The organism is Lactobacillus kimbladii (genome assembly GCF_014323605.1).
Lineage (GTDB): Bacteria > Bacillota > Bacilli > Lactobacillales > Lactobacillaceae > Lactobacillus > Lactobacillus kimbladii_B.
The window spans coordinates 189,176-207,403 of record NZ_SCMB01000002.1 but is presented as its reverse complement, the minus strand read 5'-3'; the positions used below and the strand labels follow the sequence as shown (position 1 = coordinate 207,403).

Here is an 18,228-nt window from a genome sequence, read left to right as displayed (position 1 = left end):
TAGAATCTATGAAACCGAATTTATTGCTAGAAAAAGGGGTACCTTATCTAAATGAAAGCTGAAAAAACATTTCAAGAATGGCAAAATGCCCACAACATGCCTGATTACTTGCAAGAACAGTTAGCAAAGCTGAGCCAAGATCCTAAATGGATTGCGGATGCATTTGGCCAGGATATTAACTTTGGAACTGCTGGAATGCGGGGCAGACTTGAGCCAGGGACTAATCGTATTAATTTATATACTATAGGTCGAGTGACGGAAGGTTTGGCTCGTCTGATAGATGAAAAAGGTGACAAAGCTCAAAAAAGGGGTGTAGTGATCTCTTTTGATTCTCGCTATCACTCTCGCGAGTTTGCGGAGCATGCAGCACAAATTTTAGGAGCTCATAATATCCATGTTTATCTTTTTGATGATTTAAGACCAACTCCTGAACTTTCATTTGCAGTACGATATTTGCATTCTTATGCGGGAATTAATATCACTGCTTCTCATAATGCCAAGCAATATAATGGTTACAAGGTTTATGGTGCTGATGGTGCCCAAATGGGACCTGAAGATGCTGAGCGCGTTTTTAACTATTCCCAAAGAGTAACTGATATATTTACTGTTAATACTGCGCCAGTAGCTCAACTGCGAGCTCAGGGAATTTTGCAGTTAATTGGAGAAGATATTGATGAGGCATATTTGGCAGAACTGAAAACGGTAAATGTTAATGCTAAACTTATAGAGCAAAATGCTGACAGGCTACCAATTATTTACACTCCTTTGCATGGCACAGGCAAAATACTTTATGAACGGGCTTTTAGGCAAAATGGTTTTAGTAAAGTAATACCCGTTCCCAGTCAGGCAATCATCGATCCGGAATTTCCCACTACTAAAAAGCCAAATCCAGAATACCGCGATGTTTTTGATCCAGGGATTAAGCTGGCAAATGAAAAAAATGCCGATTTAATCATTGCAACTGACCCTGATGCAGATCGTATGGGTGCTTGTGTGCGAACAAAAGATGGTGGCTTTCAAGTTTTAACAGGTAATCAGATCGCTACGTTGATGATTTACTATTTATTAGTTAATTTGAAAAATAATGGTCAACTCATCAGTGATTATGAATTGATTACTTCAATAGTTTCGAGTAGTATGCCACTTAAAATTGCTGATGATTTTGGTATCAAAACAAAATCAGTTTTGACAGGGTTTAAATTTATTGGCGAAGAAATTGACCGCATGAATAAAATGCATGATGGCAAATTTTTAATGGGATTTGAAGAAAGTTATGGTTACCTTTTTAAACCATTTGCTCGAGATAAGGATGCTATGCAAGGAGCGCTAATGTTTGCTGAAGTAGCCTCTTATTATGCCTCAAGGAATATGACAGTCTTAGATGGTTTGAGTGAAATCTGGCAAAAATATGGCACATCGTATGAAATTACCCAAGCTATAGAAATGCCAGGAATTGGTGGACAAAAGAAAATGGCCGAATTGATGGCGAAATTGCGTTCTGAAAACTTACAACAAATAAATGGGATCCCAGTCGTTAAAATTCAAGACTTTTTAAAGCAACAGGAATCTAATGAAGATGGCACTAAACCAATGAGAGACTTACCTAAATCAAATGTATTAAAATACTTTTTAGCCGATGAAACTTGGCTGGCTTTGCGGCCCTCAGGTACAGAACCAGTAATTAAAGCTTATGTTGGAGTAAATAAACCAGATATTGCTACTGCACATGAAGCTGCTGAAAGTTATCAAAAAGCATTGGCAAAACTGTTAAAATAAAACAAAAATGATGCGAAAATACGTTCGAGAGTGTAAAATATAATAAGTCAAAATAAGAGTTGGGCTGTTTTGTCCAACTTTTTCTACGAGAGGTTTTTCGATGATTAAACGACAAGAAGAACGTAAATTTGATCTGGTTTCAAAATTTAATCCAGCAGGTGATCAGCAACAAGCTATCGACAAATTAGCTACTGGTTTTAAAAAAGGCTATAAGGAACAGATCTTAGAAGGTGCTACTGGTACAGGTAAGACTTTCACAATGGCCAATATTATTGCAAAATTAAACAAACCCACTTTAGTTATTTCTCATAATAAGACTTTAGTTGGCCAATTATATGGTGAATTTAAGGAATTTTTTCCTCACAATGCTGTTGACTATTTTGTGTCATACTATGATTATTATCAACCTGAAGCTTATGTGCCTCAATCCGATACTTATATTGAAAAGGACTCGGCAATTAATGATGAAATTGACCAGTTGCGTCACCAAGCTACCAGCGATTTAATGGAACGTAATGATGTCATTGTCGTTGCTTCTGTTTCGTGCATTTATGGTTTAGGTGATCCTAAAGAATATGCTGCAAGTGTGATTACAGTTCATGAAGGCGAAGAATATAATAGAAATACTCTGTTGCGTGATTTTGTTAATATCCAATATGATCGTAATGATATTGACTTTCAACGTGGTCGTTTTCGCGTTCGTGGAGATGTTGTAGAAGTTTTTCCTGCAGGTAATTCTAATCATGCTTATCGAATTGAATTTTTTGGCGATGAAATTGACAGAATTGTAGAAGTTGATGCCTTAACTGGTGAAGTAATTGGTGAAAGAGAAAGTATATCTCTGTTTCCGGCTACTCACTTTATGACTAATGAAGAACAAATGAGAAGGGCTCTTAAAGCAATTTCACAAGAAATGAAAATTCAAGTGAAAAAGTTTGAGGGTCAAGGTAAATTGCTAGAAGCCGAACGTATCAAGCAACGTACGACTTTTGACATGGAAATGATGGGCGAAGTCGGTTATACCAATGGTATTGAAAACTATTCTCGCCATATGGAAGGACGTAAAGAGGGAGAACCACCGTATACTTTGCTGGATTTCTTCCCTGATGATTTCTTGATTTTAATTGATGAGTCTCATGCTACAATGCCTGAAATAAGGGCAATGTACAACGGAGATCGTAATCGCAAAAAAACATTGATCGATTATGGTTTTCGTTTACCGTCTGCTCTTGATAACAGACCTTTGCAACTCGCTGAATTTGAGAAGCACGTTAACCAAATTCTTTATGTTTCGGCAACTCCAGGTGATTATGAATTGCAGAGAACAAATCACAAAGTCGAACAAATTATCAGACCGACAGGTTTGCTTGACCCTAAGATTGAAGTAAAACCGGTTGAAGGACAGATTGATGATCTTGTTGCCGAAATTAACAAACGAATTGAAAAGAATGAACGTGTTTTTGTTACTACTCTAACGAAAAAAATGGCCGAAGATCTGACGGATTATTTGAAGGATCTGGGCATTAAAGTGCAGTATCTGCATTCAGATGTTAAAACGTTGGAACGTATGCAGATATTGCGTGACTTGAGAACCGGTAAATATGACGTTCTAATTGGTATTAACTTGCTGCGTGAAGGTATTGATGTACCGGAAGTATCGCTGGTTGCAATCCTTGACGCGGATAAAGAGGGATTCTTGCGTTCTTACAGACCTCTCGTTCAGACAATGGGTCGTGCTTCTAGAAATTCTGATGGTGCAGTAATAATGTATGCTGATACGATTACTGATTCAATGCGACAAGCCATTGAAGCAACGCAGAGAAGACGTCAATTGCAAATCAAGTTTAATAAAGAACATAACATGAAACCGAAAACGATTGTTAAACCAATCAGAGATGTTATTTCTGCCACCAAAGTTGCTGATGAAGACGCTCAAACTGACAGTTTTGCCGATTTGAATTTTGATGAATTAACTGCCAAACAAAAGAGAACTATGATTAAAGACTTGCGTAAACAAATGCAGGAGGCTGCTAAGAAACTTGACTTTGAAGGAGCCGCTACTTTACGGGATGCGATCATGGAATTGGAGAGCTCAACTAGAAGCCCAATTAAGAAAAAAGGAAAAGCATTAAATGGTAAATGATAAGATTGTTATTCGGGGTGCCCGTGAACATAATTTAAAAGACATTAACCTGTCAATTCCTAAGGACAAATTGGTCGTTATTACTGGTTTGTCAGGTTCTGGGAAAAGTTCTTTAGCTTTTGATACATTATATGCTGAAGGACGCAGAAGATATGTTCAGTCATTATCAAGCTATGCACGGCAATTTTTGGGTCAAATGGACAAACCTGATGTTGATTCTATTGATGGTTTAAATCCTGCGATTTCAATTGATCAGAAAACTACCTCACATAATCCCAGGTCAACAGTTGGCACAGTGACTGAAATCAATGACTATCTGCGATTATTATGGGCTCGAGTTGGGCATCCGGTTTGTCCAAATGATGGCACCTTAATTGAGCGCCAGTCAGTCGAGCAGATGGTAAATCGTATTTTAGCTTTACCTGAACGAAGTCGTATACAAATCCTGGCACCAGTAATTAGATCTAAAAGAGGCGCTCATAAAGAAGTTTTTAAACGGGTACAACGCGCCGGATATGTGCGTGTCATTGTCGATGGCACTATGCATGAGATTGGTGAAGAATTCGATTTAGAAAAGAATAAACGTCATTCGATTGATATCGTTGTCGATCGTTTAATTGTTAAAGAAGGTATTCGCTCGCGACTTTTTGATTCAGTAGAAGCTTCTTTGCGTTTATCGGACGGTTATATGAATGTTGATGTTATCGGTGGTGATATGATCAATTTTTCAGAGTACTATGCTTGTCCTAAATGTGGTTTTACTGTAGGTGAAATGGAACCGCGTCTATTTTCTTTTAACGCACCATTTGGTGCTTGTCCAGACTGTGATGGCTTAGGCGTTAAGCTATCAGTAGATGAAGATTTAGTTGTTCCAGATAAAAGCAAAACCTTGGCTGAAGGTGCAATTGCACCTTGGAAAAATTCCAAGTATTACGGGGAGATGCTTGAACAGGCATGTGCGGCACTGAAAATTCCGCTTGATAAACCATTTTCTAAGCTGACTAAGAAGCAAAAAGAAACAATTTTACACGGCTCAACTAAAAAAATTAAATTTCATGTTACCGGTGATTTTGGGGTCAATGATACTACAGCACCTTTTGAGGGTGCTATGGAAAACGTCGAAAGGCGCTATTATCATCCGATGTCCAAATTTATGCGAGATGTTATGGGCAAATATATGACAGAACTTACTTGCTCAACTTGTCATGGCAAAAGATTAAATCGTAAAGCATTAGCGGTTAAAGTTAATGGCAAGGATATCGCTGAGGCATCGGATTTGGCAATCAGTCATGCCCTTGAATTTTTCAATAATATCAAACTTGACGAGCAGGAATCTGTCATTGCTAAGCCAATACTTAAGGAGGTGCGTGACAGGCTCACCTTCTTAAATAGTGTGGGCCTAGATTATTTGACCTTGTCACGTTCTGCTAATACTTTATCTGGTGGGGAAGCTCAGAGAATCCGACTTGCGACTCAAATTGGTTCTAATCTTTCAGGTGTTATGTATGTTTTAGATGAGCCTTCAATCGGTTTACATCAGCGTGATAATGACCGGCTGATAGCTGCTTTGAAGCGCATGCGTGATTTAGGTAATTCCTTAATTGTAGTTGAACATGATGACGAGACTATGAGACAAGCCGATTACCTGATCGATATGGGTCCGGGTGCTGGGACTTATGGCGGTGAAGTCATGGCTGCTGGTACGCCTGAAGAAGTTGAACAGAATGAAAAATCTCTAACTGGACAATATATGGCAGGTAAAAAGTTTGTTCCAGTTCCGTTAAAAAGACGCAAAGGTAATGGTAAAAAAATTACAATTACCGGTGCAGCTGAAAATAATCTCAAAAATTTAAAGGTTGAATTTCCTTTAGGCAAATTAATTGTGGTTACTGGAGTTTCCGGATCTGGCAAATCAACATTAGTTAATATGATTTTAAAACGGGCTCTAGCGCAAAAACTAAATCGTAACCAAACAAAGCCTGGCAAATACAAGAGCATCAGTGGCTACCAAAACATTGAAAAGATCATTGATATTGACCAGAGTCCGATCGGCCGCACTCCTCGCAGTAATCCTGCTACCTATACCAGTGTTTTTGATGATATTAGAGCTTTATTTGCCCAAACAAATGAAGCCAAACTTCGTGGTTATACTAAGGCGCGCTTTTCTTTTAATGTTAAAGGCGGCCGTTGTGAAGCTTGCCACGGCGATGGCATTATTAAAATAGAAATGAACTTTTTACCGGACGTTTATGTTCCTTGTGAAGTATGTCATGGCAGTCGTTATAATTCTGAAACTTTAGAGGTTACCTACCGCAAGAAAAATATCGCACAAGTCTTGGATATGACAATTAGCGAAGCATGCAACTTTTTTAAGAATATCCCCAAAATTGCCCGAAAATTGCAAACGATTGTAGATGTCGGCCTAGGCTATGTCAAATTAGGTCAGTCTGCGACTACTCTTTCTGGTGGGGAAGCTCAAAGAATGAAGCTTGCTGCTGAACTGCAAAAGTTATCAACGGGAAAGAATTTCTATATTCTCGATGAACCGACAACTGGCTTGCATACAGATGATATCAAGCGGTTACTGGAAGTCTTGCAAAGATTGGTTGATCAAGGAAATACCGTTTTGATAATTGAACATAATCTTGATGTGATTAAAAATGCTGATTGGTTAATTGACCTAGGTCCTGAAGGAGGAGAAGGTGGTGGCAAAATAGTTGCTACTGGAACTCCGGAACAGGTTGCACAAGTTGAGGAAAGTTACACTGGTCAATACTTAAAACCTGTGCTTAAGCGTGACACGTCATTAACGGAAAAGGCTAATAAAAAGCCAAGTAAATAGTATTAATTTATTGCGATAAAGTGTACAATAAAGCGCAAGGAGGAATAGAAATGGATAATTTTTCTAGTTACAGAGAAAATCGCGGGTTTAATTGGGCAGCATTTATCTCTGGTATTTTAATGGTAATTGCCGGGCTGTTCTTATTGCGTCACCCTGGTAAAGCACTTCATGCCTTTGTATTGCTTTTTGCTATTGTGTCTATTGTTCAGGGATTCGTGTGGTTGGTATTCTACAGTCGTTTTCGGTATTTTATCCCTTCCAGTTGGTTGTCGATTGTTTCAGGGGTGCTTGATATTATCGTCGGAATCTTATTTCTCTATTCCTACGATGCTGCTGGCTTAACAATTGCTTATTTGTTTGCCTTTTGGTTCTTATTTGATTCAATTTCCGGGATCATTTTTTCATGGAATATGAGAAAGATTTCTACCTTTTTCTTTTGGCTCAATTTAATATTAAATATCTTAGGGCTACTGATAGCAATTAGTTTGATGTTTAATCCAGCGTTGTCAGCTTTAACATTGATTTGGCTAGTTTCCTTCTGGTTGCTAATCTTTGGTATTAATCAGATAATTGCAGCATTTGTCAACAGATAAATTTAAAAAGTTCATTTGAACTTTTTTTTTGCCAAAAAAGTAATGAAACACCTGGTATGTTATAATTTTAGTAATAGGAGGTCAGCGAAAATGGCTAAGCATAAAAAGCAGCTACTGATTGTTACAGGCATGAGTGGTGCAGGGAAAACCGTGGCTTCTCATGCTTTAGAAGATATGGGCTATTTTGTGGTTGATAATTTACCTCCATCGCTTTTATCTAGTTTTTGGGACTTAATTGTTAATTCGGATGATTTTACTAAAGTAGCAGTTGTAATTGATTTACGTGTTAGACGATTTTATAAAGATCTTGATAATGAAATTAATTCGCTGGAAGACAATGGTACTGTCCAAACCAGAATTATTTTTCTAGATGCTGCAGATAATACTTTAGTTGCACGTTATAAAGAAACAAGGCGTGTTCCGCCATTAGCCAATAATGGTCGCTTACTTGATGGTATTCAGGAAGAAAGACGAATTTTAACCAGCATTAAGAGTCGGGCAAATGACATAATTGATACTTCTAATTTAAGTCCTAAAGAATTGAAACAAGAACTGGCAAATAGGTTTAGCAAACAGCATAAACAACCTTTTTCAATTGAAGTATTATCATTTGGCTTTAAATATGGTATACCGATTGATGCTGATATTGTGATGGATGTCAGATTTTTGCCTAATCCATTTTACATACCGGAATTGCGCCCTTTTACTGGCCTTGATAAGAGAGTTTTCAATTATGTGATGGAAAAAAAGGAAACGCGCAGCTTTTATCAAAAATTTTTGGACTTGTTAAAAGATGCTTTACCAGGTTATATCAAAGAAGGTAAAAGCAAGTTGACTATTGCCATTGGTTGTACAGGTGGACAGCACCGTAGCGTTGCAATTGCAAACCAATTAGCCAAAGATTTGGCTGAAGATTACACGGTTGACCTAACCCATCGCGAAATCAGTCGTTACACTAGAAATAGGTGATTATATGACATTTGATGAAAAAGCAAATCATACCAGTAAAAGCAGGAGACCCCAGGTTGTGGTTATTGGTGGCGGTACCGGTTTGCCTGTTGTTTTGAATGCACTCAAAGAGCAAAATGCTGATATCACAGCAATTGTAACGGTATCAGATGACGGTGGTTCTTCTGGTTCAATACGCAACTTTATTAACGTTGTTCCCCCGGGTGATATCCGTAATGTCTTGGTTTCGTTAAGTGAAATATCCCAAGAAGAAAAAGACGTTTTTCAATACCGTTTTGATTCTTCCGATTCCTTTTTCTCTGGTCATGCCATTGGTAATTTGATTATTGCCGCTTTGAATGAAATGCACGGCAACATTTTTGATGCTGTCCAGTCTTTATCTAAAATGATGAAAGTGGACGGACATATTTTCCCAGCTTCTAATGAGCCCTTAACGCTTAACGCTGAGTTTGTTGATGGTTCCATTCAAGCTGGTGAAAAAGAAATTACTGATAAGGATAAAAGAATTAAACGGGTGTGGGTTACTAATACAAACTCCAAGTCTGAACCAGAAGCCGTACCACCTGTTTTAGAGGCAATTAAAAATGCTGATGCTGTAGTCTTAGGACCTGGGAGTTTGTTTACTTCAATTTTGCCTAATCTGATGATTCCTAATTTAGCAGAAGCAGTCAAAAAAACAAATGCAGAAGTAATATATATTTGCAATATCATGACTCAGCTAGGCGAAACGGATCACTTTTCAGATTGTGACCATGTCAGAGTAATCAATGCCCATCTCGGGGGACATTATATTAAAACGACATTGGTCAACGGCGCCAAAATAGACATGTCCAAGTTTAATCCTAAAGATTATGATGCCTATCTTGAACCCGTTAAAAACGATTTCAAGGGGTTACGTGAGCAGGGTTGCCGCGTGATCACTGATGATTTTATTGACCAACATAGTGGCTTAGTTTTTCATGATGGCAGGAAAGTAGCTAAGGAAATCATCAATTTGGCATATGCCGCAATGACTCGCAGGAAGGAATAAGAATAATGGCTAGCTATGCAAGTAATGTGAAAAAAGAGTTGACCTCATTGCCAATTCACCCTGAACATGCTAAAGCAGAATTGGCTGCTTGTTTGCGTATGAATGGCGTTTTAAATTTTCACGAGCATCAGTTTAGCCTTGATATTACTACTGAAAACCCTGCAATTGCCAGACGGATATTTTCACTAATAAAGACTGCGTATAAAGTGGAACCACAACTAATAGTTTCACGCAAAATGAAGCTTAAGAAAAATAACCAGTATTTGGTACGACTGCAAAATCATGTTAAAGAAATACTGAATAATTTAGAAATTTTATCGCCTACGTTAAATTTAATTACTAGAATTCCAGAGAGGATTATTAAATCACGTGAAGGGGCAATGTCATACCTTAGGGGCGCTTTTTTAGCCAGTGGTAGTGTGAATAATCCTAATACCAGTCGATATCATTTAGAGATTTATTCTATTTATCAAGATCATAATGATGACCTACTCAAGATTATGAATGATCGCTTTAATTTAAATGCTAAAAGTACGAAAAGGCGACGGGGTTATATTGTATACCTAAAAGAAGCCGAAAAAATTGGTGACTTTTTACATATCGTTGGAGCCTTAAATGCAATGCTGTCTTTCGAGGATCTGCGTATTATGCGTGATATGCGGAATTCTGTCAATCGGCTTGTTAATTGTGATACAGCCAATTTAAAAAAGACGGCTAATGCTGCAGCCAAGCAGGTTGAAGACATTGAACTAATTGAGCGCAAAATTGGCTTAGAGAATATTCCTGAAAAATTGCGGGGTTTAGCTAGACTAAGATTAGATGAACCGGAACTTTCACTCAAAGAAATAGCACAGCAAGTTCCGGACGGTCCAATATCAAAATCAGGAGTCAATCATCGTTTTAAAAAAATTCATGATATAGCAGAAAACATAAAGAAATAAAAAAGAAACCCATCCATGCGGATGGACTTCTTCTTTAATACAAGCTGATTGCTAACGTTTATTTCTTTTGGTTAACCATAATTTCATCGATTAAACCATAGTCTTTAGCTTGTTGAGCTGTCATGTAGTTATCGCGCTCAGTATCCTTTTGAATCTTTTCTAAAGGTTGGCCAGTAGTTTCATGTAAAATACGATTAATCTTTTCACGGCTCTTTAAAATCTCATTGGCTGCAATTTGAATATCAGTTTGCTGACCTTGAGCACCACCTAAAGGCTGGTGAATTAGGACAGTTGAATTAGGTAATGCAAAACGTTTACCTTTTGCACCACTAGTCAGTAAAATGGAAGCCATAGAGGCTGCCATACCGATAGCAATGGTTGAAACATCTGATTTAATAAAGTTCATGGTATCCATGATTGCCAAACCAGAAGTGATTACACCGCCAGGTGAGTTAATGTAAAGTGAAATGTCCTTGGTGTTGTCTTGAGCATCAAGAAATAGTAATTGTGCAATAATTGAATTTGCCATATCATCGTTAATTTCACCACTTAGCATGATGATTCTGTCTTTCAATAAACGTGAATATATGTCATATGCGCGTTCGCCGCGAGCAGTTTGTTCAATAACTGTAGGTACAAGCATCTTTCTACCTCCTAAATATAATTAGCACTCTATCAAGTACAGTGCTAATTAAATCACTTACATTACGTGCTGTCAATGAAAGTGTATTAATTTTGTATTCTTTTTAATGAGGTTTTTATTATATAATTTAAAGGTAAACTTAAATATTGGAGGATATATTTTGAAGCTTTGTAAGAAAATAATAACCTATTTGCTGACTATAGTTGCCGGACTATTGATCTATACCGGTTTTTCAACTACATCAGTTGCGGCAGATTCCAGTAGCACTCAGCCGCCAGTTCAAGATGATAATAATAAATCATCGAACAGCTCAACTGATGCAAATTCTGATAATACTGATACCAATAAATCTGGTCAAACTAATCAAAATGGTACAGATAACCAAGATAATACTAAACCTAAGCCTAAGCCAAAACAGGTTGTTACTGGTTTTGCTATGATGACAAAAGTTGCCGGTAACAAAAACTATAAGGTTTGGAAAGAAGTTAAAGACGGCAAAGTTAGTACTAAAGTAGCTGATGGCATTAATTTTCAGTACAGCCATATTCAGTCGGATCAACTGATCGAAACCAAGAAATATCGCTATTGGCGTATTTATGTTAATGGTCGTGAAGTAGGTTATGTAAATGAAAATTACTTTGACAGAAACAAAATTGCTGTTCCTAAGACTGTTACTTTAGTTCGCAATGAGTTTTATAACTTTTCAACAAAAGATGCAATTTCATATGTTACAAATAGCATGGGAACTGTAATTGACAATAGTCAGGTAATTGTTTCTAAAGATAGTATAAATTGTGGTACTCCTAAAACATATAAAGTGAAATATATTTATGGAGGCACAACTGTCACAGTCAAAGTAACGGTTAGGAAGAGCACTAAAGAGGGTGTTGTTGATGCAGATACATTTAATTCCTTCCAAGCTCAGCCAGGCACAAATGATTATCAAGCATGGAAAACTCATTATGGTTCATCCTTAAACTATCTTAGTCCAACAGAGTATAGTCCAGAAGATAGTAAACATACTTTAACTAGTGGCAATTTGACACTGAAAACCAAGTTTTATCAACCGGTTTTACTAAGTGTTGCCGATCCAACTGATGATAACATTAACCGTGTCGGACATATTCCCGAAGGAGTAACCGTTTCTGATGGTTGGACATACACAAGTCTTTTGAGCCATACAGATTTAATGTCAGGTCATATTGTTGGTTATGATTTGAACAAATTGACCAATCCCTATAATTCACAACATTTGCTTGATATGACCCAGAAGAAGTTTAACAATTACGTTAAACATATCAAAGTTAGTCCGTATATTCCAATCGGTCACGGACAAGCTATGGGCTCAAGTGACAAATACATTTATGTTTTAAACAATGACAATACTTTGAAAGATACAAATGATTCTGAAGAATTAATTCAAATACGTAAAAGTGACTTGCAGATTAATAAAATTTGGACAATTAAAACTTGGATCGATGATGGAAAGAGTTCGCGTTATTTCCAAAATGGTGTAATAGTTTCTGACTATGATATGTATACAATTTATCATGACACAGAAAATAATTGCTATGAATACTGGGAATTTACTCGTACCGGTGATAACTGGTATCCAAAGTTAGTAGGAAAAACTGATGGCAACTTTGTTAATAACAACGCTCCAGTACAGGGCTTTACCTATGATGCTAAAAACAAAAACTTTTATTTAGCCTTTAATGATTTAATCTTTAAGATTGGACGCAACGGTAAAATAAAGGATACTTATTCATTTGATACTGGTCGTGAAATCGAGGGACTATCAGTAAGTGATAATAAGTTATATGTTAATTTAGCTCAAAGAGCTGAGTTACTCGTAAGCACAAATATTAATTAGAACAAAAATTATTCAAAATAAGAGTTAAAATGCTCTTATTTTTTTGCTTATTTACTAATAAATTTATATGTAATACAGGCTCCAAAAAGCAAGCGTATTTAACCCTAAGATACCTCAATAGAGAAAGTGACCCGACTAATTCCAGGCATAAGTAAAAAGAGCTTCAGCTCTTTTTTTCTTTCTTTTGGCATTCAGGACAGATACCGTATATTTCAACATGGCTAGAGGATGTGACGAACCCAGTTTGCTTTTCGGCTTCTGTTCTCATGCGGTTTTCAATTGTATCAAATTCAGGATAATAGACGTCAGCAATTTTGCCACACTTTTTACAGATAATATGAAAGTGGGGCTTGACAAAATAATCGTAGTGTAGAGAATCATCACCATTTTTTATTTCAATTACAATTCCGGCATCAACCAATTTGTTTAGAGTATTATAAACTGTAGCACGATAAGTAGGTTCGTTTCCACTAATAGCTGTAAAAATTGTGGCGGCAGTAGGATGATTGTGATGTGCCATTAAGTATTCTAATATTCTTAAGCGTGGCTTAGTAGCTTTTAAGTGGTGGCTACGTAGCAAGTCCTCAGCATCATCATGAAAATTAGGCAAAGTTCTCATCTCCTTTATTATTTAGTTATAGTTTAGCATTTTTGGTGAAGAAAAAACCGCCTTAAGCAAGGCGATTTTATTTAATTAATTTTTTCTTCTTGGTGGCGTCTGATAGTCGGCATAATCAATCCAAGTAGCAGTAGTACTACCGGTGTAGCAATATTTAAGCATAGCGTGAACGGATCTGATGAATACATCCCCATTAAACAGCATGCAATCGTAACAGCTAGTCCCCAAAAGCCAGCTATATATGCCAGCCATTGGTGCTTGGTCATTTGGTAGTTATCAAAACCCGTGTGGAACTTTTCATGTTGTTTCCGTAAGGCCAAATATGCAATGAAAACCCATAGATACCGCATTGGCATTACAATTGAATTAAGTTTAACCAATTGCGCCATTACTGCTTGTGCATCAGGCATAACGGCTTGAAGTGCTATAATTCCACCAGAAAGAATAACAATCATCCAAATACCGTTAATGTAGGCACCATGTTTGTTGACTTTTAAGAGCTTTTTAGGAATGAAGTCTTTAGCTTCTTTGCCGCCTAACAGCATTCTTAAAGGAGCATCAATACTTATAACCAGTGCGGAAAATTGACCGATAACATTGCACCAGGCATAGATGTAGAGGAATAATCCACCAACGCCATAATATTCACCCAATTTTTGAAAGGCAATGTAAGGACCGTTTGAAATGTATTCATTCAAATTGCCATTAACGGTCTTTGGATCAAACATTAATGCTAAAGCAATTGTGCCCAAAATAGCAGAAATCATTACCATTCCGGCCAAGCCCAACATCGCTTTTGGAAAATTCTTTGAAGGATTTTTTAATTTATTAACATATGGCGAAATCTTCTCTGCGCCACCGACAGCAAATACTAAAATAGAAAGAGAAGTAAAATACTTAATGTTAAAATCTGGTACAAAGTTTTGCCAATTCCAGTTTACAGTATTGAAATTAGCGTGCGGATTAATCATTGGCGCCGCAAACATCATGATAATAAATAAAATTGACATGATGAACATTGAAGTACCAGCAATTGTCGACAAAGTTTTAATTACTGGAATTCCTCGACTGGCTACCCAGCAGAAGAATAAAAAGACTACTAGTGTAGCTAGTTGTGTCCAAGCAGTTGGCAGGCTGTCATACCAATTAGTATTTCCAAATATGCCCCAGGCCATGCCTCTTAAGCCACCTGTACCTTTACTGGAAATGTAAACTACGTGAACCGCCCAAAAGGTCCAACCAGCATAATAGGCCCATTTTGGTCCAATGGTGGCGTTAATCCAAGAAGCCACACCACCTTCAGAATCTTTAAAAACAGACCCTAGTTCACCAACCATTAGGGCATAAGGGATAAAGAAAAGCAGGAAAATAACTATCCAGCTAAAAATTACCTTTGTGCCATCGAAATATATAAATCCGTTGACAACATTACCAAAGCTCCATACTATCGAGAAAGCCATAGTTGCCAGTGTTGTCCACATCATCTTTTTAGAATTATTTGGTGTTTCACCCATGAAACTACTCCCTTATATAAGATAACAATTTTATTATTTTAGCTTAAATGATTCTAAAAATCTAATAAAAAGTAGTTTATTTTTTATAACGGCGGTAATTATTGATTTATGCCTGAAAGAGTGCAAAACTGTTATTATATTATAAAAGAAGGGTTGTAAGCTTTAATGAAAAAAAGATTTAAAAACACGCTGCTGGTTGCTGGAACGATAGCCGCAGTTGGTTTATTTGTTGGGAGTAATAATTCATACATTTCTGCTAAAAGTTATCATAAGGCTGTCACTAAGATAGCTGGTAAAGGCAACTATGCCGTTTATCATCATGCTTCGAAGAAAGGACCATCTGGAAAATTTACATCGACGAAGTATTTCAAACATGCACAGATTCAGTCAAAGAAGTCAATTAACACTAAAAAGGGCAAGTTTTGGAAAATAATTGTTGATGGTCGTACAGTTGGCTGGGTTAACCAAAACTTTTTTGCTAGAAATAAAATTTCAGTAGCTAATAAAGTTAGTTTAGTACAAAATAATCAATATTCATTTAATACTAAAGATGCGATTAATTATGTGACTGATAGTGCCGGAACAGCCGTTGACGCAAGTAAAGTTAATGTATCTAAATCTAAGATTAATTCGGGCACACCAGGAAAAACTACTGTTAATTACAGTTATGGCAAGGCTAAAGCCAGTGTTGCTGTGACTGTTCGCTCTGACAAAAACGAAGGTATCGCAAGAGCCAATAAAACCCCTAAGAAGGGTCCAAAGGAAGTTACAACTTGGAAGGGTAGTTCCAAGTCTTCATCCAGAAATTGGAATGCAGCTCATCACTATACCCCTGAAACCAGATCCAATACTTTTAGAGCTAATGGATTAACGTTAAAAACCAAGTTGTTCCAGCCCCGGTTTGTAAGTCTTGACTATCACAAGGCTGGCGACAAAATGGGGCAAGTAGGTGTTATTCCAGAAGGCATCACTGTTCATGGCTCAAACTTTACTGTTGCGGTCTTTAACTCTAGCAAAGCTCAAAACGGTCACTTAGTTTCTTATGACTTAAAACACATTAACAAGTTTAAGGCTCAAAACTTATTAACCCTAAACTGGTCAACTTTTAAGAAATATGCATCACATATTAAAGTCAGTCCTTATGTTAAATTAGGACATGGCCAGGCTATTGGTTCATCATCTAAATATGTTTACGTAATTGCCAATAATAATACTTCAAGCAATTCAGATGCTTCTGAAGAAATCTTACAAATCCGTAAGTCAGACATGAAGATTAATCAAATTTGGACCTTTAGAATTTCTAACTATGGTAATCCAAGATACATTCACAATGCTACATTTGCCGGTGACAATACAATGTATTGCCTGTTCCATAATGGTGGCCACGGTTATTATGAATATTGGAAAGTTACTCGCAGTGGTGACACTTGGACTCCAGTTGAAGTTGGCGCTACGAAAGGCAACTTTGTAAGCAATCATTCGCCAGTTCAAGGATTCACTTATGATCAAAAGCACAGTCAATTCTATGTTGGCTTTAATGATTACATCTTCAAAGTTGATAAAGATGGTACATTTAAGAAGACCCATCATTTGAATGTTAGACGTGAAATTGAAGGGCTGTCCTCATATGGCAATAAGCTTTATGTTGAGTTTGCTCAAAGAGGAGAATTAACAGCCGGTAATACGAATTAAAATTATTTACTGAGCAGCTTGATTATCAAGCTGCTTTTTTGTCTATCATTTTTGAACTTGATATAAATGAAAAATACTATCAATTATGAGTTTAGTGCTAAAATTTATACTTCAACTTTTACTTTAAAATGTTTTAAAAGTAATTAAGACTTTCTATATTCGACCCCAATTAATTTCAAAAGAAACCAGTTTCCTGTATTATGGTACGCAACAACATAAATAGAAGTTATTTTAAGGAGAATTTTTTGGTTAAAAGAGACTTTATTGATACTTGTAGCTTTTCAAAAGAAGAAATGCAATATTTAGCTGAACTCGGTATTAAAATTGAAGCAACCATTAATCATGGATATTATCCATCGTTATTAAAAGGAAAAAGTCTGGGTATGATTTTTGATCAGGTGTCTACAAGAACACGCTGTTCAGCTGAAACTGCAATGACTGAACTTGGAGGTCACGCATTGTATTTAGCACCTGGTCAAATTCAATTGGGAGAAAATGGTCATGAAGGCTTAGCTGATACGAGTCATGCCCTAGGTGATCTGGTTGATATCATTGGAGTTAGAACTGCCAGTCATGAAGATATTGTTGAAATTGCTCAAAATTCGCCTGCACCCGTAGTTAATTTTATGAGTGATAATGATCATCCAACACAAGCCCTTGGAGATTTAATTACAATCAAGGAATTTTTGCCTCAAGGAAAGAAACTATCTGATGTTAAGCTGGTTTTTGTAGGAGATGCCACACAAATTACTGTTTCTGCTCTATTTTTGTGTGCACAAATGGGGATGCACTTTGTCCAATATGGTCCAAGATCAAAGTGGGTTCCTTCAGCCGTTTATGATAAAGCGAAGAAGTTAGCGCAGGAAAATGGTGGCACGATTACACTATCTGATGACGAAAAAGTTTTAGAAAATGCTGATTTTGTATATACAGATGTCTGGTATGGTCTGTATGAGCAAGAGCTTGATAAAGAAGAATACATGAAGATTTTTTATCCTAAATACCAAGTTAATGATGAGTTATTAACTAAAACAAATAATCCCGCTGTTAAGTTTATGCACTGTCTGCCTGCAAACAGAGGTGAAGAAGTGACAGCTGCTGTGCTTGACGGTGAAAAATCAATTGTCTGGCAGCAAGCTGCCAACAAAAAAACAGCGATGAGGGCAGTATTCACTTATCTGCTTAAAGGCCAACTTAATAATGAAAGCCAAAAAGCTTTACAAAATTTATTAGCTTAAAGCTAAAAGAGTACCTGTTGGAAAATTGCAACAGGTACTCTTTTTTTACTTATGGGTCCCCTGAGAGTCGAACTCAGATTTTAAGAACCGGAATCTTACGTGCGATCCATTACACTAAGGACCCAGAATTGGCACAACAACAAGTATAACAGAAAAAAACCAAAAATTGAATTGTTTTTTCTTTGATAAACTAAAAAGACAGTAAGACATTTTAAAACAAAAGTTAGGTAAAATATTAAGACTTTCTAATTGGTTTGATTTCACTTGAATTATTTTTTGTGTGTTGCTATACTATAGTTGTCGATTGAGAAATGAGTAACTTGATTAGCGTCAGGTCACGTTTCTCATATATTTT

Annotated in this window: 13 protein-coding genes; 10 read left to right on the top strand and 3 right to left on the bottom strand. The window is 36.8% G+C overall.

What is annotated here, in order from left to right; translation table 11 throughout:
• The first annotated feature begins 51 nt into the window (after positions 1-51).
• From ERK18_RS04210 to whiA, 7 genes are all read left to right on the top strand, one after another.
• Positions 52-1,776 carry a phospho-sugar mutase gene (locus ERK18_RS04210; RefSeq protein WP_187154444.1) on the top strand — a complete coding sequence of 575 codons (1,725 nt, stop codon included), beginning with the start codon at positions 52-54 and terminating at the stop codon, positions 1,774-1,776.
• Positions 1,777-1,876: 100 nt separating this feature from the next.
• Positions 1,877-3,919: an excinuclease ABC subunit UvrB gene (gene uvrB, locus ERK18_RS04205; protein WP_187154443.1), complete on the top strand. Its 2,043-nt coding sequence runs from the start codon at positions 1,877-1,879 to the stop codon at positions 3,917-3,919.
• A complete protein-coding gene (gene uvrA / locus ERK18_RS04200) occupies positions 3,909-6,761 on the top strand; it encodes an excinuclease ABC subunit UvrA (RefSeq protein ID WP_187154442.1) in 2,853 nt (950 codons plus the stop codon). Before uvrB ends, uvrA begins: the two co-directional genes overlap by 11 nt.
• A gap of 50 nt (positions 6,762-6,811) precedes the next feature.
• Positions 6,812-7,354 carry an HdeD family acid-resistance protein gene (locus ERK18_RS04195; protein WP_046331877.1) on the top strand — a complete coding sequence of 181 codons (543 nt, stop codon included), beginning with the start codon at positions 6,812-6,814 and terminating at the stop codon, positions 7,352-7,354.
• A gap of 90 nt (positions 7,355-7,444) precedes the next feature.
• Positions 7,445-8,323, top strand: a complete 879-nt coding sequence (rapZ, locus tag ERK18_RS04190) for an RNase adapter RapZ (protein ID WP_187154441.1) — start codon at positions 7,445-7,447, stop codon at positions 8,321-8,323.
• A 4-nt stretch (positions 8,324-8,327) separates the two neighbouring features.
• Positions 8,328-9,353, top strand: a complete 1,026-nt coding sequence (locus ERK18_RS04185) for a gluconeogenesis factor YvcK family protein (protein WP_187154440.1) — start codon at positions 8,328-8,330, stop codon at positions 9,351-9,353.
• Between the two features lie 5 nt (positions 9,354-9,358).
• Positions 9,359-10,294 carry a DNA-binding protein WhiA gene (gene whiA / locus ERK18_RS04180; RefSeq protein ID WP_187154439.1) on the top strand — a complete coding sequence of 312 codons (936 nt, stop codon included), beginning with the start codon at positions 9,359-9,361 and terminating at the stop codon, positions 10,292-10,294.
• Positions 10,295-10,352: 58 nt separating this feature from the next.
• On the opposite strand, the gene clpP is transcribed toward whiA, so the two are convergent.
• Positions 10,353-10,937 (bottom strand): ATP-dependent Clp endopeptidase proteolytic subunit ClpP, encoded by a 585-nt coding sequence (clpP, locus tag ERK18_RS04175; protein WP_034977497.1) that lies wholly within the window; start codon positions 10,935-10,937, stop codon positions 10,353-10,355.
• A gap of 160 nt (positions 10,938-11,097) precedes the next feature.
• Here clpP and ERK18_RS04170 point away from each other — a divergent pair, with 160 nt between their 5' ends.
• A complete protein-coding gene (locus ERK18_RS04170) occupies positions 11,098-12,810 on the top strand; it encodes an SH3-like domain-containing protein (RefSeq protein WP_390885854.1) in 1,713 nt (570 codons plus the stop codon).
• A 163-nt stretch (positions 12,811-12,973) separates the two neighbouring features.
• Here ERK18_RS04170 and ERK18_RS04165 read toward each other — a convergent pair whose 3' ends face one another.
• Together ERK18_RS04165 and ERK18_RS04160 are read right to left on the bottom strand one after the other, a co-directional pair.
• Positions 12,974-13,420 carry a Fur family transcriptional regulator gene (locus tag ERK18_RS04165; RefSeq protein WP_261982430.1) on the bottom strand — a complete coding sequence of 149 codons (447 nt, stop codon included), beginning with the start codon at positions 13,418-13,420 and terminating at the stop codon, positions 12,974-12,976.
• Positions 13,421-13,500: 80 nt separating this feature from the next.
• Positions 13,501-14,943 (bottom strand): APC family permease, encoded by a 1,443-nt coding sequence (locus ERK18_RS04160; RefSeq protein WP_187154436.1) that lies wholly within the window; start codon positions 14,941-14,943, stop codon positions 13,501-13,503.
• A gap of 165 nt (positions 14,944-15,108) precedes the next feature.
• On the opposite strand from ERK18_RS04160, the gene ERK18_RS04155 reads away from it, so the two are divergent.
• Positions 15,109-16,635 carry an LBA0864 family S-layer associated protein gene (locus ERK18_RS04155; protein WP_187154435.1) on the top strand — a complete coding sequence of 509 codons (1,527 nt, stop codon included), beginning with the start codon at positions 15,109-15,111 and terminating at the stop codon, positions 16,633-16,635.
• Between the two features lie 245 nt (positions 16,636-16,880).
• Positions 16,881-17,873, top strand: a complete 993-nt coding sequence (gene argF, locus ERK18_RS04150) for an ornithine carbamoyltransferase (protein WP_187154434.1) — start codon at positions 16,881-16,883, stop codon at positions 17,871-17,873.
• Positions 17,874-18,228: the final 355 nt, after the last annotated feature.